This is a genomic window from Kineosporia succinea, from assembly GCF_030811555.1.
GTDB lineage: Bacteria > Actinomycetota > Actinomycetes > Actinomycetales > Kineosporiaceae > Kineosporia > Kineosporia succinea.
Window position 1 is genome coordinate 2,545,062 of the sequence record NZ_JAUSQZ010000001.1, and the last position, 18,960, is coordinate 2,564,021.

The 18,960-nt window shown below is 67.0% G+C and carries 14 protein-coding genes; all 14 read left to right on the top strand.

Translation table 11 applies throughout. From position 1 onward, the window contains the following. Positions 1-113: 113 nt before the first annotated feature. The 14 genes from J2S57_RS11095 to J2S57_RS11160 all read left to right on the top strand — a co-directional run bounded on the left by J2S57_RS11095 (position 114) and on the right by J2S57_RS11160 (position 18,933). Positions 114-1,592 (top strand): carbohydrate-binding protein, encoded by a 1,479-nt coding sequence (locus J2S57_RS11095; protein WP_307241270.1) that lies wholly within the window; start codon positions 114-116, stop codon positions 1,590-1,592. A gap of 12 nt (positions 1,593-1,604) precedes the next feature. Further along, positions 1,605-2,759 (top strand): beta-1,3-glucanase family protein, encoded by a 1,155-nt coding sequence (locus J2S57_RS11100; RefSeq protein WP_307241273.1) that lies wholly within the window; start codon positions 1,605-1,607, stop codon positions 2,757-2,759. A gap of 64 nt (positions 2,760-2,823) precedes the next feature. Further along, positions 2,824-3,972 carry a beta-1,3-glucanase family protein gene (locus J2S57_RS11105; RefSeq protein WP_307241275.1) on the top strand — a complete coding sequence of 383 codons (1,149 nt, stop codon included), beginning with the start codon at positions 2,824-2,826 and terminating at the stop codon, positions 3,970-3,972. Between the two features lie 578 nt (positions 3,973-4,550). After that, positions 4,551-7,493 carry a beta strand repeat-containing protein gene (locus J2S57_RS11110; RefSeq protein WP_307241277.1) on the top strand — a complete coding sequence of 981 codons (2,943 nt, stop codon included), beginning with the start codon at positions 4,551-4,553 and terminating at the stop codon, positions 7,491-7,493. Between the two features lie 452 nt (positions 7,494-7,945). Continuing rightward, entirely contained in the window at positions 7,946-11,101 is a 3,156-nt protein-coding gene (locus tag J2S57_RS11115) for a beta strand repeat-containing protein (RefSeq protein WP_307241279.1), read from the top strand. Between the two features lie 444 nt (positions 11,102-11,545). Further along, a complete protein-coding gene (locus J2S57_RS11120) occupies positions 11,546-12,283 on the top strand; it encodes a matrixin family metalloprotease (protein WP_307241281.1) in 738 nt (245 codons plus the stop codon). A gap of 150 nt (positions 12,284-12,433) precedes the next feature. Further along, positions 12,434-14,779 (top strand): chemotaxis protein CheA, encoded by a 2,346-nt coding sequence (locus tag J2S57_RS11125; RefSeq protein WP_307241283.1) that lies wholly within the window; start codon positions 12,434-12,436, stop codon positions 14,777-14,779. Then, positions 14,776-15,216, top strand: a complete 441-nt coding sequence (locus J2S57_RS11130; RefSeq protein WP_307241285.1) for a chemotaxis protein CheW — start codon at positions 14,776-14,778, stop codon at positions 15,214-15,216. The genes J2S57_RS11125 and J2S57_RS11130 overlap by 4 nt, the downstream gene beginning before the upstream one ends. A gap of 35 nt (positions 15,217-15,251) precedes the next feature. Next, positions 15,252-15,623 carry a response regulator gene (locus J2S57_RS11135; RefSeq protein WP_307241287.1) on the top strand — a complete coding sequence of 124 codons (372 nt, stop codon included), beginning with the start codon at positions 15,252-15,254 and terminating at the stop codon, positions 15,621-15,623. After that, positions 15,620-16,738 (top strand): protein-glutamate methylesterase/protein-glutamine glutaminase, encoded by a 1,119-nt coding sequence (locus tag J2S57_RS11140; RefSeq protein ID WP_307241289.1) that lies wholly within the window; start codon positions 15,620-15,622, stop codon positions 16,736-16,738. The genes J2S57_RS11135 and J2S57_RS11140 overlap by 4 nt, the downstream gene beginning before the upstream one ends. Then, on the top strand, positions 16,735-17,553 hold the full coding sequence (locus J2S57_RS11145; RefSeq protein ID WP_307241291.1) for a CheR family methyltransferase: 819 nt from the start codon (positions 16,735-16,737) through the stop codon (positions 17,551-17,553). The genes J2S57_RS11140 and J2S57_RS11145 overlap by 4 nt, the downstream gene beginning before the upstream one ends. Beyond that, a complete protein-coding gene (locus J2S57_RS11150) occupies positions 17,550-18,086 on the top strand; it encodes a hypothetical protein (RefSeq protein ID WP_307241293.1) in 537 nt (178 codons plus the stop codon). The genes J2S57_RS11145 and J2S57_RS11150 overlap by 4 nt, the downstream gene beginning before the upstream one ends. Next, the gene (locus tag J2S57_RS11155) at positions 18,083-18,448 is read left to right on the top strand and encodes a response regulator (RefSeq protein WP_307241295.1); all 366 of its coding nucleotides are present in this window, start codon (positions 18,083-18,085) and stop codon (positions 18,446-18,448) included. Before J2S57_RS11150 ends, J2S57_RS11155 begins: the two co-directional genes overlap by 4 nt. Then, positions 18,445-18,933 (top strand): hypothetical protein, encoded by a 489-nt coding sequence (locus J2S57_RS11160; RefSeq protein ID WP_307241297.1) that lies wholly within the window; start codon positions 18,445-18,447, stop codon positions 18,931-18,933. The genes J2S57_RS11155 and J2S57_RS11160 overlap by 4 nt, the downstream gene beginning before the upstream one ends. Positions 18,934-18,960 lie beyond the last annotated feature (27 nt).

The following is an 18,960-nucleotide window of genomic DNA, read 5'->3' on the forward strand; positions in this document are numbered from 1 at the left end:
GCCTGGAGCAGAACCAGGCCAAGACGAGCGCCCGGCCCGCCCCTGACCCGGGCCGGGCGCCGGCACCACCTTGCCCACCACGTGACCTGCCCTGAAGAGGATCACCAGAACTCATGTCACAGCAACGTCTTTCGCGTACCCGCCGGGCGGCGGTCGTAGCGTCCGGCGCGGTCGCAGCAGCGGTCGTGGCGGCTGTCGCCGTCGCCGTACCGGGGCACAGCGCCCCCGCTTCGACGGCCGACGACGGATTCACCACGGTCTGGTCGGACGACTTCGAGGGGGCGGCCAAGACCTCACCCTCGTCCGACAACTGGATCTTCGACATCGGCCACAGCTACCCGGGCGGCGCCGCCAACTGGGGCACCGGTGAGATCGCGGCCCACACCGACAAGACCGAGAACGTCAGCCTCGACGGCAACGGCAACCTGAACATCACGCCGATCCGTGACTCCTCGGGCAACTGGACCTCGGCCCGCATCGAGACCCAGCGCACCGACTTCGCCGCCGCCGAGGGCGGTGTCGTGCGCTTCGAGAGCCGCATCCAGCTGCCCGACGTGAGTGGTGCTGAGGCGCAGGGCATCTGGCCGGCGTTCTGGTCGCTGGGTGAGCCGTTCCGCGGCACCTACACGAACTGGCCGGGCATCGGCGAGGTCGACGTGATGGAGAACGTGAACGGCGAGAACACCGTTCACGGCACCCTGCACTGCGGCACCAATCCGGGCGGCGTCTGCAACGAGTCGACCGGCCTGGGCAACAGCAAGAGCGGTTTCGGCACGACTCTGCAGAAGGGCTTCCACACCTATGCGGTGGAGCTCGACCGCAGCTCGTCCGACGAGGAACTGCGCTGGTACGTCGACGGCGAGCAGTTCCACTCGGTCAAGGAGTCGCAGGTCGGCGCGGACGTCTGGAAGAACGCCACCGACCACGGCTTCTTCCTGATCCTCAATGTCGCCGTCGGCGGCGGCTGGCCGGGCAGCCCGACCGAGGCCACCGCGTCGGGCAAGCCGATGGTCGTCGACTACGTCAAGGTCCTCCAGAAGGGCACGAGTGAGGACGACGGGGAGACCACCGATCCCGTCGAGACCGCCGAGCCGGTCGAGACCACGACGAGCCCGGCCGCTCCCACCACCCCGGCCGACGACCAGGGTGACGATGAAGGTGACGGCACCGACGCGTCCCCCATCGGCGACCGGGACGCCCTCGGCACCATCGAGGCGGAGAGCTTCGACAGCGAGAGCGGTGTCAAGGCAGCGGCTTCCGGCGGCGGCAGCAAGCTGGGCAACCTCGCGAACGGCGACTCGGCGGTCTACAGGAGCGTGAACTTCGGCGACGGTGACGCGCACACCTTCGTGGCCAAGGCGGCCTCGGGCGCGAACGAGGGTGTCAGTGGCCTGATCCAGGTGCGTCTCGACAGTGCCACCGCCGACCCGGTGGCCCAGGTCGCCGTGGCGAACACCGGTGGCTGGGAGACGTTCAAGAACATTCCGGGCGAACTGGCGAAGACGACCGGCACGCACGACGTGTACCTGACCTTCACGTCGGGCAGCGACCAGGAGTTCGCCGACCTCGACTCGTTCACCTTCACCCGCTGAGGAGCGTCTGACATGCCGAACCTGACTCGCCGCAACCTGATTCGTGGAGCCATCGGCGGTGGCATCCTCGGTGCCGTCGGCCTCACCGCGATCCCGCAGATGGTGCACGCCGCCCAGGGCCTGCCGCTCAAGATCGTGAACAACACGGGCAAGAGCAGCGACCAGATCTGGGTGCACGCCGTGGGTACTCACCTGTCCACCGGCAAGATGGGGCACATCAAGAAAGACGGCAACTTCGCCGAGATCGCCCTGTCCGACAACGGTTCCAACGGTTACACCAGCTATGGCATCCGCCTGAGCGAGCTGAACACGCTTCCCCTGGCCACGCTCTCGGGACGCGTCTACATCTCGATCGGTGAGCAGCTGAAGTTCAAGGTGGTCGGCACCGGCAGCGGCATCGGCCTGCAGTACCCGGCCGGCTGGGTGACGAGCGACCCGTCGTACAACATCGTGCACGACTTCATGGAGTTCACGAACAACGACAGCGGCATGTACTGCAACACCACGATGGTCGACATGTTCGGCCTGCCGATGTACATCACGCTGGCCGGCTCGAAGACCCAGTCGATCGCCCGGTACAAGGACGGCGCCCGGGCCAAGATCTTCGAAGCACTGCGCAAGCAGAGCGGTTTCGAGAAGCTGGTGCAGGGCAACCTGCGGGTGATTGCGCCCGGTCACGGTATCGACGCCGGGCTGTTCTCGAGCACCTATCTCGACGGCAACATCAACGCCCGCTGGTCGCAGTACAGCTCGCAGACCATGACGATGACGGCCAACCAGCAGCAGTACACCGGCAAGATCGAGGGCTCGAAGTTCGTCTTCCGGCAGAACGGCGCGATCAAGGCATCTTTCGCGAAGCCGACGACCAAGGACGTCTTCTTCTGCAACGGCGCCCTGGTCTCCCCGAACGACGGCGTGAGCGGTCCGATCGCGGCCATCCTCGCGGCCGGCCTGAACCGGGGTGTGCTGTTCGAGACGAAGCAGCCGATCACCGACCCGTCGAAGTTCTACCCGGGAAGCATCGCCAACCACTACTCGCGTGTGCTGCACGAGAACACGGTCGACGGCAAGGCCTACGGGTTCGCCTACGACGACGTGTGCGAGCAGGCGTCGTACATCCAGGACAACGCGCCCAAGAACGTCACCCTGACGCTCCAGCCGTTCTGATCCTTCTCGATCCGGGCCCGGCGGTTCCGACCGGCCGCCGGGCTCTTCTCCTGTGAAAGGCGCCATGTTCAAGCTCAGCCGACGCAATCTGTTCCTCGGAGCCCTGGGCGGTGGAACCCTCGGGGCCGCCGGCGTGCTCGCGGTGCCCCAGTTCGGGCACGCCGCGAACAAGCTGCCGCTCACGATCGTGAACAGCACCGGCCGCTGGAGCAACGACAAGGTCTTCGTGCACATCGTGGGCACGGAACTCTCGTCGGGCCGGATGGGGCACGTGAAGGCCGACGGCAACTTCGTGGCGGCGTCGGTCGCGGACAACGGTTCCGGTGGTTATGCGAACTACGGTATCCGGCTGAGCAAGCTCAAGAGCCTTCCGCTGGGCCAGATCTCGGGACGTATCTACATCTCGATGGGGCAGCCGCTGAAGTTCAAGGTGGTCGGCGACAACGCGATCCAGTACCCGGCCGGCTGGGTGCGCACCGACCCGTCGTACAAGATCCTGCACGACTTCATGGAGTTCACGCACGACGGCTCGGGTTTCCACACCAACACCACGGCCGTCGACATGTTCGCTCTGCCCATGTACATCACGCTTTCCGGAGCCCGGAAGCAGACCACCGGACGGTTCGAGAAGGGCGCCCGCGCGCGTGTTTTCGCCCAGATGCGCAAACAGCCCGGATTCAAGAAGCTGGCGATCGGCAATCTGCGGGTGATCGCGCCGAGCCACGCACTCGACCGCGGCCTGTTCTCCGACTCCTACCTCGACCCGTACGTCGACGCGCGCTGGAAGCAGTACGGCTCGAAAACGCTCACGGTGGTCGCGAACAACCAGACCTACCTGGGCAGGGTCGAGTCCGGAAAGTTCGTGTTCCGCCAGAACGGTGCGGTGAAGGCCTCTTTCGCCAAGCCCTCGACCCGTGACGTGCTCTTCTGTGACGGCAAGCTGGCGGCCCCGAACGACGGTGTCGGCGGCCCGATCGCGGCGGTGCTCGCGGCCGGCCTGAACCGCGGTGTGCTGGAACGGGTCCGGCAGCCGGTCAAGAACGCCAAGCTCTACTACCGGCCCACCCGCACGAATCACTACGCGCGGATCCTGCACGAGCACACGGTAGACGGGCGGGCGTACGGTTTCGCCTTCGACGACGTCTGCGAGCAGGCCTCGTTCGTCACCGACCCGGCTCCGAAAAGCGTCACGCTGACACTTCAACCGTTCTAGAAAGTGATTCCAGCAAATGGGGGACGTGGTGGTCTCGGCGACCACCACGTCCCCCATTTGTTTTAGGTGACCAGGTGGTAATGATCCATTCAGCCGGATGGCCTCGTCGAGCGTTCGTCCCGATCTCCGGCAGCTGCGCTTTCCGGGTGACCACGAGCGCGCCCGATCGGGTGGCCCGGGTTGCCGTCAAATGACGCCGAGATCAAGAGAAACCTGGTACGCGCGCAAGTTCTCGATCTTTCTTGCGACGGCGCTGTGTGGTTCTGCGGCCAGGGGGCTGGACGCGTTTGCGCAGGTTGGAGCCACCTACGCCTGCGTACTGTGAGGCTTTCCGGGGTTAGTGCCTACTGAAAGTAAATGGCCTGATTCTCTGCTGTTATTCGTGATGCGTCCGACGTTCGCTGATGCGGGCGACACGTCGCGACAGGCCCATAGTCATGTCTCTGAGTAATCCTTCCCCTACATTCTGCGGTGGGTCGCAGTCGTCGATCCGTGTCTGATTCCAGTGGTCCTCTCGCAGCCACGGGTCTGGAAGCGTCCCCGCCGATGACGGGGTCGCAGAGGAAGGAACTCGCTAGATGAATCTTCAGAGCAAAAAGGCGCGGATCCCGATCGCCGCGCTTGGTGTGACCGCCCTCTGCTCCTCCGGGCTCGGTATCTTCGCGTCTGCGGCCCAGGCGGCCGTGTCGATCACGCTCAGCCCGGGCACGACGTCGGTGACGACTGCGAACTACGGCGACGCAGCGGTCACCCAGGGGGCGGCCAGCTCCTTCAACATTCCTGCGCCCCTCTCCAACGCCACCTACGCCACCCGCGTGACCAGCACCGGACTCACCTCGCTCAAGGTGGTCGTCGAGAGCTTCACGCCCTCCGGGGGAGCGACGCCGGCGGACGCCTATGTCTATTACGGGACCCGGGTGACCGGCGGAACGCTCGGCCTGGGGCCGGTTCCGGCCAGTGGCGCCGACAACGGCCCCTGGTCGCGGATCAATGCCCTGGGAGCGACGGAGGCCGACCGGACGACCGCGTCGCTGCCGCTCACCAGCGGTGCGAATGCCGACAACATCTTCTTCACCGCGCAGCAGCCGGGTACCTACAAGATGCATTTCCTGGACAGCGGTGCGCAGGCGGGCACGGACGACGACAACACCTCCCCGACCATCACTCTCACCGTGAAGGACGCGACCACGCAGTCGGCCGGCAACACCGACGACGTCGCGCCGACGGTCACGACCAACAAGGCTTCGGTCGGTGTCGGCGACCCGATCACCGCCACGGCCGATCTGTCGGCCTGGACCCTGACGGACTCCCGAGGCACCAGCGACGGGGCAGGCGTTCTCGGTAGCCAGCTGAACAAGCTGGTGGGTATCGGCCTCGCGGGTGCGGGGCTGGGCGCCGGGGCCAACACGCCTACGGTCGGCACCTGGAAGGACGGCAAGAGCAGCCGCACGACGGCGGTCAATGGCACCAACGCGGCCGGGACCGTCACTGCCACGGCTACTTTCGACCGCGACGGAGACGGCACGCCGGACGCCCTTCCCGCTGGTGCGGTAGGTACCACGGCCACCACCACGGTCGCGTCCACCGGGGTCACCTCCATCCCGAAGCTCGAGGCCACGGCAGTGACCGGCGCCGTGGTCAACGGCGCGGGGACAGTGAGTGTGAAGGCCGGCACGAAGGCCATCACCTACAAGGCCACCGTCGCCAACTCGGGTACGGCGACCGACATCGCCAACAAGAACGTGTACTTCACGGTCGCCGGTGCGGATGCGGCCAACGTGACCACCAGCGGCACGACGGTGGACGCGGCGAACCGGATCTACTCCGCCACGACCGATGCCAGCGGTGTCGCGACCATCACGCTGACCGACAACGCCGCAACGCCCAGCACCTACACGGTGGCGGCGAGCTCGAACGGTCAGGCCTCGGGAGGGGCCGGCAACGCGGTCTCGCTGACGACCACCTACGCGGCGGCCGCAATCGACGCCGTGAAGATCACCAGCTCCTCGGCCGACCTCACCCCGACGGTCGGCACCGCGTCGGTGACGGTCAAGGGCAAGCTGGTCGACCAGTTCGGGGCCGACTACAAGCCGTCGGGCAACGACAGCCTTCAGGTCGCCGTGAGTGGCGCCGCCACGGCGAACACGCCGGTCACCGACGGGACGTTCAGCTACACCTACACGCCGACGACCCCGCCGACCGCGGGCACTCCCCAGACGCTGACGTTCACCTATGGCGCCAAGACCGTCAATGCCGTCATCAACTGGGCGAGCTCGGCCGCTGCTGCGAGCATCACGCTCACCACGCCCGCCGACAAGGCCACGGGCCAGACGCTGCAGACGAGCGCCTCGCCGGCGAACAACGGCCTGGCGATCGCCGGCACGGTTCTCGACGCCTCCAACGCCGGCCTGGCGTTCAAGGGTGTGAAACTGACCGGTGGCGAAGGGGTCTGGTTCTCCAAGTCGGCGACCCCGGACGCTGACAGCCCGCTGGTCGAGAGCCTCGACACCGTGGCCAACGGTTCGGGTGCCCTGACCGGTGCCTATGTGTTCTTCACCAAGGCCGGCGAGCACAAGGTCACCGCCACGTCGGGCTCGGCCACGGCCACGTCGACCGTCACGGTCAGCGCGCCGGTGGCGACAGCCGGCTGGAACGTCGAGATGGCCGACGCCTCGGGCGACCCGGGCTCGACGCTCATCGTGTCGGGCAAGGTGACCGACGTCTTCGGCAACGCGGTTCAGAATGCGACCGTCACCTTGAGCCAGGAGCCGACCACGATCGGGTCGCTCGCCGCCACGAACCTGACGACGAACGCCGCCGGTGTCTTCAGCACCACGTTCGTCAGCGGTTCGAACGCCAAGGGCGATGTGGACGTGACCGCCGAGATCACCAACAATGCAGCCACTCTCACGCCCAACGCGGCGTGGAAGACGGCGGGCGTCACGCTGAAGGACGGCGTTGACAAGGTCGAGAGCACGATCGCGGTGGCGCGGGCCGAACTCACGCTCAGCTCGAGCGGCAAGCTGGTCTCGGGTCCGAAGGGGGCGTCGGCCAAGCTGTCCGGCACCTTCACGCCGAACTCCACCGTTGACATCTACGCCAAGGCCTCCGGTGAACTGGCCTACCAGTGGACGGATTCCGTGAAGACGGACGACGAGGGCGAGTGGGGTGCGGAGGTCCAGATCAACAAGTCGACCCGATTCATCGCCAAGGCCAACGGTTTGAGCAGCCCGTCGACCGAGACCCAGCTCTGGGCCGACGTCATCCTGACCGCGAAGGCGCTGGGCAAGGGCAAGGTCGAGCTCTTCGCCAACGGCGACCCGAACGTGAAGGGCACGCTGTCCTTCTACCGCTCCATCGCCGGTACCGACCCGCTGCTCAAGAAGATCACGGCCAGCGACTTCGGTTCGGGCAAGACGATCGTGCCGCTCCCCAAGGGCGGACGCTCGGTCTACGTGGTCTACAAGGCGCCGGGAGTCGGTGCGGCACAGAGCAAAACACTCAAGATCACGGTCAAGTGAGCCCGTCGCCCACCTGATCTGACCTGAACCGGCGAAAGGCCGGCACTCCCTTCGGGGGTGCCGGCCTTTCGCTGTTTGTTCACGACGACGCGCTCATTCGGATCTTGACAGGTTTACACTGCGTCATCCTGGCTGTAGCCAGGGCGAGTGATCCACTCTGTCCCCTTTTGATCGAGCTGGGGCCGTAAAAGCCGCTTACTCGGCGTTACTCGTGATGCGTCTGGCCTCTACCGGTGCGGGCGACTCGCCGAGACAGTCCCAAGCCTTACCTCTGAGTAGTCATGTGGCTACAGTACGTGGCGGGTCGCAGACATCGACCCGTGTCATCTGTAGTGCTCGGAGCCTGCCGATCCGCCGCGACTCACGTCGCGGGTGGTTGGACGGGTACTCGGGGTCACGGGTCAAAACGCGGTCTCCACTGGGGTGGGGTCGCAGAGGAAGGAACTCGCTGAATGAAGCTCCAAGGCAAGAAGGTGCGGCTTCCGATCGCCGCGTTGGGCGTGACGGCGCTCTGCACGGGTGGCGTGGGCATCTTCGCCGCGCCGGCTTTCGCCGCGACGGAGATCGCGCTGAACAGCGGCGCGAGCTCGATCGCGGTCGGTAACTTCGGCACCTCGGCGACTGAGACCGCCAACGCTGCTTACGCGCTGAAGGTCGGCGAAAGCTCCGTGGCCAACACCGTGCTGGCCGTCACGGACGCCCCCGACGGTGGTCGCCTCTCCTACGAGAAGGTCGCCGCCAACGGCGCCGCCACGGCCAACGGCTTCACCAACGTCGGTGACGTGCGCACCGCCGAGGTGCAGGAGCTGTACTTCGACGCCACGCCGGACACCGGCAGCTACGTGGTGAACCTCGGTAGCACGACGACCGACCCGATCCTCGGCTACACGGCCGCTGACCTGCAGGCCGCGCTGCGCACCGAGTGGGCGGGCAACACGGGCATCACCGTGACCGGCTCGGGCACCTCGGTTTCGCCGTTCCGGATCACCTTCGGCGGGACCCTTGCGGGCACCAACTACGCGCAGATCACCATCACGAAGACGGGCCTGGCCGATGGCGCCACGCCGGTCAACGAGACGATCAGCACCGCCACCAACGGCTCGGTCAACACCAACGGCTACTCCTCGACCGGCACGCTGGCCAACAGCGACTACGTGTACGTGACGGGTACCGTCCCCGGCACCTACAAGTTCCGCATCTTCCAGGACACCAACGCCAACAACGTCTTCGACTCGGCCGACGAGCGCAGCACCTCGCTCGTGACGCTGAACGTCTACGACACCAACGGCGCGACCGTCGCCACGGGCGACGACGTCAACCCGACCTTCACGACGACCTCCCCGGTCGGCGCGGGCGACGCCATCTCCGCCGAGGTCGGCTTCAGCAAGAGCCTTTCGCTGTCCGACGCCCGCGGCAGCGTGGCCGAGAACAGCCTGATCAACCAGCTCGCCGGTCTGACCTGGATCGACGTGACGGCGGGCGCGGGCGTCGGTGCGATGTCCAACCAGCACCCGACCGTGGCGAGCGGCAAGCTCTCCTACTCGGTGGGCACCCCGAACGCGGCCGGCACGGTCACGCTCAAGGGTCTGCTGCAGAGCGCCACCCCGGCGAACCCGGCCGCCTACCCGACCACCGGTTCGAAGGCCGTCACGGTCACCTCGAACAGCGTCGCGGCGCTGACCCCGGCCGTCACCAAGGTCGAGGGCTCGGTCATCGGCTCCGGCAGCACGGCCACGGTCAAGACCGGCACCTCCTCGGTGGAGTACACCGCCACGGCGGTGGACAACAGCGTTCCGGCCAAGCCGGTCGCCGGTGCCAAGATCACCTTCACGCTGAGCGGTAGCGACGCGAACGTCGCCAAGCTGTCGGCCGACGGTGTGGCCGTCAACACCGCGGGCACCACCAAGGTCTACACCGCGACCACCAACGCCGCCGGTGTGGCCACCCTCAAGGTGACCTCCAGCGACACGACCGCCGGGTTCGCCTACGACGTGTCGGCTGCGTCGAACAGCCAGTCGGGCAGCATCACCACCACCTACGCCGCGGCCACGATCGACAAGGTCGTGACCACGAGCACCTCGGCCGAGCTCACCCCGGCCGTCGGCGCTGCCAGCGTCGCGCTCAAGGGCAAGCTGGTGGACCAGTTCGGCGGGGCGTTCGTGCCCAGCTCGAGCACCACGCAGCAGGTCACCGTCACGATCACCGGCGGCCCGTACTACGCCCCGGTCTCGAACACGGGCACCTTCTCGTACGACTACAAGCCGGCCACCGCCGCGACCGCCGGTGACACCACGCCGTTCACGCTCACCTACAACGGTGTGTCGACGACCGGCGAGCAGATCCAGTGGGCCAGCACCGCTGCCGCCTCGAAGATCAACCTGACGGCCCCGGCCGACGCCGCGAAGGACCTGCTGCTGCAGGACAACACGGCCCCGGACGCGACCCAGATCAGCGCCTTCGGTAACACGGCCGGTCAGCTGGCCGGCACCGTGCTCGGTGCGGACAACGCCGCTCTCGCCTACAAGAGCGTCACGTTCACCGGTGGCGAGGGCGTGTGGTTCGCGACCTCCGGCACCCCGGACGCCACGCACCCGCTGAAGGACTCGATCACCCTCGTCTCCGACGCCTCCGGCGTCGTCAGCGGCGGGTACGTCTTCTTCACCAAGGCCGGCGAGCAGAAGGTCACCGCGACCTCCGGCTCCACCACGGTCACCTCCACCGTCACGGTGAAGGACGCGGCTACCGCTCAGGCCTACAACGTCACGATCAACGACGTGTCCGGCGCGCCGGGCTCGACCCTGATCGTCACCGGCAAGGTCACCGACATCTTCGGCAACGCGGTTCCCGAGGCCTTCGTCAACCTGACCCAGAGCGCCGCCGGTGTGGGTGCTCTCGGCAACTCCAGCCCGCGGACCAACGCCGCCGGTGTCTTCAGCACCACCTACGTCAGTGGCTCGAACTCCAGCGGCGACGTCGACCTGACGGCCACGCTGGACAACCCCACCGCGCTGACGGCGGACGCCGCCTACAAGACGGCCGGCATCACCCTGGCCGACGGCAAGAAGACGGCCACCGGCTCGATCTCGATCGCCAAGACCGACCTGACCATCGCCGTGACCGGCAAGGTCACCGCGGGTGGCAGCGGCGCCAACACGAAGATCTCGGGCAAGTTCCTGCCGAGCACCTCGGTCGACATCTACTCCAAGGCGGCCGGCGAGCGTGCGTACACGCTGCTCGACTCGGTGAAGACCAACGCCGCGGGTAGCTACAGCCTGACCGACCGCATCACGAAGTCGACCTTCTTCCTCGCGAAGTCGAACGGCCAGAGCAGCGGTTCGAAGGCCACGCAGGTCTCCTCGAAGGTCAGCCTGACCGCCAAGGCGCTGGGCAAGGGCAAGGTCAAGCTCTCGGCCAACGGTGACCCCAACGTGAAGGCGACCCTGACCTTCTACAACGGCACCAAGGTCCTGAAGAAGATCACGTCCAACGCCGCCGGCGTCGGCAGCGCGACGGTCACCCTGCCCAAGGGCAAGAAGACCGTCAAGGTGACCTTCAAGGCCCCGGGCACCAACCAGGGTCAGAAGACCATCTCCGTCACCGTCAAGTGAATCTGAGGGCATCGTCCCTGGCCAGAAACACCTGATCTGACAACGGCGAAGGGCCGGCATCCCGTGAGGGGGTGCCGGCCCTTCTGCCTGCCCGGCGGCTGTCCGGACCGTTGGCGCCTGTCTTCCGCTGCGCCGTCCGGGTGGAGCCTGCGCAAACCCTCAAGATCGCCACTGGGCAGCCTCGGTATGAGCGCACGCCGGGACCTTCATCCGTGTGGACGCGCGGATGAGTCAGGAACGTCCGCCATCGTCCGTTCCCGACTCGGCCGATCGGGTCCGCTCGACCGACACAGCGTCACCGATAGTCCCTGCGCCGCAGTGTGGTTCACCCGTCCGGCAGATCCCGCCGTCACCGAACCTCGGCAACTCTCAAGTAACGGGCCGTGACCGCGTCGCCCGGACGGCAGGCGGCCTTGCAGTCGCCTTGAGGGTGAAGAGGTCCTGGTGCTCGGAAGGGTTCGCCTGGCTGCGGCCGCTCTGATCGTGCTGGCGATGATCGCGACCCCGACCGCAGCCGTCGCCAAGAGCCGGGTCACCCCCTACGAGCTGATGAAAGTCCAGCTGCACAGCGGCAAGACGATCGCCGCGCGCTGGAACCCCTGCCAGAGCGCCATCACCTACCGCGTCAACTTCAGCGGCCTGCCCAAGGCCAAGCGCGCCGGCATGCTCAAGACCGTCAAGACCTCGTTCGCCAAGCTGGGCCAGGCCACGGGCATGACCTACAGCTACAGGGGCCAGACCACGTTCGTGCCGCAGCAGGGCAACCTCACCGAGCAGCCGGCCGAGATCGTGGTGGCGGCGGTCAGCAAGAGCAGGACCGACTTCCCGATGAGCGACAACTCGCTGGGCTACGGGGGAGTGCTGTGGTCGACCTGGTACGGCAAACCGGGTGAAGATGCGGCCGTGATGCGGGGTTACGTGATTCTCGAGGCGAAGGCCATCCAGAAGCTCAAGGGCGGCTGGGGGTCCGGTCAGCGTCAGAGCAACGTGATCCTGCACGAACTCGGGCACGCGAGCGGTCTCGGGCACGCCGAGAGCCGCCGGTCGCAGATGTACCCGACCCTGACGAGTACCTCGCCCAGCGGCTATGCGGCGGGTGACCTCGCAGGTCTGGCGAAGGTGGGCGAAAGGGCCGGGTGCATCGCCGTTCCCGGTTCGCTCAGCGTGCGCGACCTGCGCTGAGCACCCAAGCTGAAGGCGAGACGACTGCGGCCGCCGCGACCCGCGTCCTCCATTTCGATCTGCCTGCTCAATGCGTGCTCAAGAGTGAACCGCACTCGGCCGATGCAAAGTCAACGTCCGGACCATGCGGTTGTTCTTGAAGGAGAGTCGATGGAGGCGATCGACGAGATCGTTGCCGAGTTCCTGGTTGAGTCGCACGAGAACCTTGACCAGCTCGACACCGATCTGCTCGCGCTGGAGCAGGACCCGACCTCTCGGGACCTGCTGGGTAGCGTCTTCCGCACCATCCACACGATCAAGGGCACCAGCGGGTTCCTTGCGTTCAACAAGCTGGAGAAGCTCACCCACGTCGGTGAGAACCTGCTCAGCCGGATGCGTGACGGAAAGATCCAGCTGAACGAGGACCGGGCCAGCGCGCTGCTGGCCATGGTCGACGCAGTGCGCGGCCTGCTCTCGCACATCGAGGCCAGCGGCGGCGAGGGGGACGACGACCACACCGAGCTCGTCGCCCGCCTGGGCCAGCTGCTCGAGGACGGCCCGATCGAGGCCCCGCCGCTCATCCCGGCCCAGGCCACCAGCCCCGAAACGGCTGAGGCCGAGCCGGTTGCCGAACCCGAGCCGGTGGCCGCTGCCCCGGAATCGGAACCGGCGCCGGAACCCGCGCCGGAACCCGCGCCCGCACCCACACCCGCGCCCGCCCCCGCCCCGGAACCCGCTGCGGAGAAGGCCAAGCCGGCTCCCGAGCCCGGTGAGGCCGGCGAGCACAAGCGCTCGGTCGTGGAGTCGTCGGTGCGCGTCGATGTCGAACTGCTCGACACGCTCATGCGAATGGTCGGCGAGCTCGTCCTGAGCCGCAACCAGCTCGTCTCCGAGCTGGACGAGCAGAACGACTCGGCCCTGGCCCGTTCCGCGCAGCGGCTCTCGCTGGTCACCAGCGAGCTGCAGGAGCAGGTCATGAAGACCCGTATGCAGCCGGTCGACACGGTCTGGTCCAAGCTCCCCCGGGTCGTCCGCGACCTGTCCCGCCAGCTCTCGCGCAACGTGCGCCTGGAGATGGAGGGCCGGGACACCGAACTCGACCGGAGCGTCCTCGAGGCCATCAAGGACCCGATGACGCACCTCGTCCGCAACGCGATCGACCACGGCATCGAGCCGCCGGACGTGCGGATCGGCAAGGGCAAGAACCCGGAAGGGGTTCTGACCCTGCGCGCCTACCACGAGGCGGGCCAGGTCCACCTCGAGATCATCGACGACGGCGCCGGAATCGACAAGGACATCGTCGGCCGCCGCGGCGTCGAGCGGGGTCTGGTCACCCAGGCCCAGCTCGAGAAGATGACGCCGCGCGAGATCAGCCAGATGATCTTCCTGCCCGGCTTCTCCACCGCGGCCAAGGTCACCAACGTCTCCGGGCGTGGTGTCGGCATGGACGTGGTGAAGACCCGCATCGAGGGCATCGGCGGTTCCGTCGACGTCATCTCGAACAAGGGCGCCGGCTCTACGTTCCGCCTGACCATCCCGCTGACCCTGGCCATCATCCCGGCCCTCACCATCGGCTGCGCGGGTCACCGCTACGCCGTGCCCCAGGTGAGTGTGCTGGAGCTGGTGCGCCTTTCCGGTGAGCACGCCCGGGGCGGCATCGAGCACATCTCCGGTGCGCCGGTCTACCGCCTGCGTGGGGCCCTGCTCCCGCTGGTGCAGCTCGACGAGCAGCTCGGCCTGGTTCCGCCCGGCACCGCCAGCGGCGGTGGCCAGAACAACGACGGGCGGGGCGGATTCATCGTCGTGCTCCAGGCCGAGCAGCACCGCTTCGGCCTGGTGGTGGACGACGTGCTGGACACCCAGGAGATCGTGGTCAAGCCGCTCGGCCGGCACCTGAAGGCGCTCCCGATGTACCAGGGCGCCACCATTCACGGTGACGGCAGCGTGGTGCTCATTCTCGACGCCACCGCGATCGCCCGGCAGGCCGACGTGCTCTCCAACCCGGCGGGCGCGGCCAGCTCCGCGATCAACGAGGAGACCACGACGATCGACCCGGTGCTGGTGGTCGAACTGACCGGCGGACGTCGCACGGCGATCCCGCTGGACATGGTCACCCGCCTCGAGGAGATCCCGACCAAGACCATCGAGCGGGTCGGCGGACGCGAGGTGGTCCAGTACCGGGGCCACATCATGCCTCTCGTGCGCCTGGCCAGCCTGCTCGGCGCGTACGGCGAGGAGAACGACAACGAGCGCGTGCAGCTGGTGGTCTACACCCGCGGTGAGCGCAGCGTCGGCTTCGCGGTCGAGCGGATCATGGACATCGCCACCGAGCGCGCGGGTTCCCGGTCCGACATCGACGACCACGCCCTGCTGGGCTCGATCGTCGTCGGCGACCGGGTGGTCGAGCTGCTCGACGTGCAGGCCGCGGTGCTCGCCGCCGACCCTGCTTTCTATCAGGACGACGCCGGCGCGACGACGATCGAAGAGCTCGGCTCCATGTACGAGGAGGCGCTGTGACCCAGCTGTCCACGTTCCACGTCGGCTCCTACCTCTTCGGGGTGGAGGTCGCCCTGGTGCAGGAAGTCGTTCGCATGCAGGTGTTCACGCCGGTGCCGCTGTCCGGTCCCGAGGTCTCGGGACTGATCAACCTCCGGGGTGAGGTACTCACCGCCATCGACGTGCGGGCCCGTCTGGGCCTGCCGCCGAGCACCGGTGAGCGCCCGCAGGTGAACGTGGTGGTCCGCGTCGACGACGAGCCGGTCAGCCTGCTGGTCGACGAGATCGGCGGCGTGGTGGAAGTTTCGCAGATCCCGTTCGAGGGCACCCCCTCGACGGTCAATGCCAGGGTCGGGGCGCTGCTCACCGGCGCCTACACGTTGCCGGAGAAGCTGCTCCTGGCCCTGGACGCACGTGCCCTGCTGGCCTTCGACGAAAGTCGCTCCGCCGCTGCCTGACGGCGGCGGTGGAGGATGACTGAGGGGACGAGCCGATGAAGGCTCTGGTGGTCGACGACTCGCGTGCCATGCGGTCGATCCTGACTCGGCAACTCGAGGCGCTCAGTTTCGACGTTGCCCAGGCGGTGGACGGACAGGACGCTCTCGATCTGCTCGGCACCGGCTACGTCCCCGAAGTCGCACTGGTGGACTGGAACATGCCGCGGATGGACGGACTGACCTTCATCAAGGCGGTTCGGGCCCGCGACGAGATGAGAAACGTGTCGCTGATGATGGTCACGACCGAGAGCGAGCACGGGAACATCGTCCGGGCCCTGGCAGCTGGAGCGCACGAGTACGTGATCAAGCCGTTCACCGCAGAGGTGATCGCCGAGAAACTCGCGCTCTTGGGATTGGTGGGGGTATGAGCGGGTCACGCATCCGCGTTCTGATCGTTGACGACTCGGTGGTCATCCGCCGGTTGATCAAGGAAATTCTTGACGCCGACAGCCGCATCGAGGTTGTCGGGGTCGCGCACAACGGCCAGGTGGCCCTCGGCAAGGTCGAGGAACTGAAGCCGGACGCGCTCACGATGGACATCGAGATGCCCGTCATGAACGGTGTCGAGGCGGTGCGGGCACTGCGGAAAACTCATCCGCGGCTGCCGATCGTGATGTTCTCGACGCTGACCGAGCGCGGCGCGTCCGCGACCATGGACGCCCTCGCGGCGGGTGCCAGCGACTACGTCACGAAGCCGGCCAACGTCGGCAGCGTGATGGAGAGCCGGCAGAACATCAAGGACCAGCTGGTCCCGAAGCTGGTCGCGCTCACCGGTGCTCGCAAGCTGGTGGGGGCGCGGCCTGCGATGCCCCCGGCCCAGCCGCCGGTCGGGCAGTCGCGGGCCGGCGCCTCGGCCCGGCGTACGCAACCCTTCGGCCTGCTCGCGATCGGCAGCTCCACCGGTGGCCCGGACGCCCTGGCGACCGTGCTGTCGGCGCTGCCCGGCGACCTGCCGGTGCCGGTCGTGATCACCCAGCACATGCCGCCGGTGTTTACGAAAATGCTGGCGCAGCGACTCGACTCGACCTGCCGGCTGAGCATCAGCGAAGCGGTCGAGGGTGATGCGGTGGAGCGTGGCCGGGTGCTGATCGCCCCCGGTGGCCTGCACCTGGAGCTGAAGTCGCGCGGTACCGGGGTGTTCGTGCACCTGAGTGACGCCCCGCCGGAGAACTTCTGCCGTCCCGCGGTGGACGTGATGTTCCGGTCGGTGTCCGCGGTGTACCGGAACCGGGTCCTGGCCGTGGTCCTGACCGGGATGGGTCGCGACGGTGCCTCCGGCGCCGGGGTGATCCGCACGGCCGGCGGTGAGGTGTTCGCGCAGGACGAGGCCAGCAGCGTGGTGTGGGGTATGCCCGGTGCCACGGTGATGGCCGGTCAGGCCGACCGGGTGGTGCCGCTCGAGCAGATGGCGTCCACGGTCGCCTCGGCGCTGGTTCAGAGTCAGGGAGCTTCACGGGCGGTGGCAGACGGAGTGCGGGCATGACCTTGCTGGAAACGGATTTCACCTACGTCACCGGCATGGTCCGGCAGCGGAGTTCGATCGACCTGCAACCGGGCAAGGAGTACCTGGTCGAGTCCAGGCTCGCCCCGGTGGCGCGCAAGTTCGGCGACAAGGACGTCTCCGCCCTGGTTCTGCGGTTGCGCCGCAACGACCGGGCGGCGCAGGACGCGGTGATCGACGCGATGACCACGAACGAGACCTCGTGGTTCCGCGACCAGCACCCCTTCGACGCCTTCACGCGGCTCATGCTGCCGGAGGTGAAGAAGTTCGGCGGCCCGACCGTGAACATCTGGTCGGCTGCGTCTTCCAGTGGCCAGGAGGCGTATTCGCTGGCTCTGCTGCTGCTCGACTGGCTGCCGCTGAACCCGGGCAAGAGCGCCCGGATCCACGGCACCGACATCTCGCCGACCATGGTCGAGCGGGCCGCGGCCGGAAAATACAGTCAGCTCGAGATTAATCGCGGTATGCCGGTCAAGTACATGGTCAAGTACTTCGATCAGGTAGGGCGGGACTGGTTCGTCAAGCCGGAGGTCAAGGCCCTGACCAGCTTCCGGCAGGGCAACCTGGTGGCACCGCCGGTCGGCCTGCCGCAGATGGACATCGTGTTTCTCCGGAACGTGCTGATCTACTTCGACCTGCCCACCAAGCGCCAGGTTCTCGCGAACGTGCGCAAGGTGTTGCGGCCCGGGGGATTTCTGGTGCTCGGTGGGGCCGAGAGCACCCTCACCCTGGACGAGCACTTCGTCCGGGTGGAAACCGACAAGGTAGTGATCTTCCGAAACGGAGGAGGGACATGAGCGTCTTCACCGACCTGGACGACGACGTACGTGAAGAACTCGGTGTGATTCTCACGGACGTGTTTTCCTCCGTGCTCAAGGAGGAGGCGATCATCACCAACAACCAGCTGCCGGTCGGGCCCATGGCCCTGTCCAAGCTGGCGATCCACGACTTCTCCGACAAGAACGACGAGCAGTACGCGGTCATCGAGGTCCGGGTCGGCGAACGCCTGGCCCGGGTGATGGCCGCCCGGATGATGTCGATCAGCTCCCCCGGTCCGAGTGACCTGGTCGACGCCATCGCCGAGATCAGCAACATCGCCGGCGGAAACGTGAAGACACTCCTGTGCACTCACGCCCGCCTCTCGTTGCCGACGGCCGACATCGTCGACGACGAGCAGTTCGCCGAGGCCGAACCCACTGACGGCAGCACCTACGTCCGGGCCATCGTGCTCGGCCACGTGGTCCAGCTCGCCATTCACCCCCAAGCCCCGGTGGCTGGCCTCCTCTGGCCGCCGGAGATCCACGACGCAACCCTGGAGCCCACCTCATGAAGATCCTGGTAACTGACGACAGCAGAGCTATGCGGATGATCGTCATCCGGACCATGCGGCAGGCAGGTCTGGGGAAGAACGAGATCAAGGAGGCGGAGAACGGTCGACAGGGATTTGAGACCTGCAAAGACTTCAACCCCGACCTGATTCTGTCCGACTGGAACATGCCGGAGATGAACGGCATCGAGTTCCTCAAGGCGCTGCGGGCGAGCGGCAACACCACGCCGTTCTGCTTCGTCACCTCTGAGGGCTCGGACGAGATGCGCGAGCAGGCCCTGGCCGCGGGCGCTATCGGACTCATCGTCAAGCCCTTCACCGCGGAAGCATTCATGGACACACTCGGAACGGTGGTTTCAGCATGAGCGTTCAGACCGAACAGTCGCCCCTCCCCAGCCGTCACGCGGTTCGTAACACCATCGAGGGTCTGGTCGGCCGTGACGTCGACCTCTCCGACGGTGTGGCCCCGCCGGCCAAGTCGACCAACATCGTCGCGGTGTACGTCACGGACCAGCTGAAGACGGCTGCCCTCGCGGTGATCGACCTGGAGTGCGCCGCGCGGATCGGCGGAGCCCTGGGCATGATTCCCCGTGGTGCGGTGGACGACTCGATCAAGGCGCGGGACCTGCCGAAGGACCTCGAGGAGAACTGCTACGAGGTTCTCAACGTGATGGCCTCGATCTTCAACGTGGCGAACGCCCCGCACGTGCGTCTCTACGAGATGTACGCCCCGGGTTCGGTGGTTCCGGCTGACATCGCCGCCCTGGCTGCCACGGTGGGCAACCGGATGGACGTCAAGCTGAAGATCAGCGGCTACGGGGACGGGTCGCTCTCGATCGTCATCAAGTAAAGACGAGACGAATGGCGACATCGGACC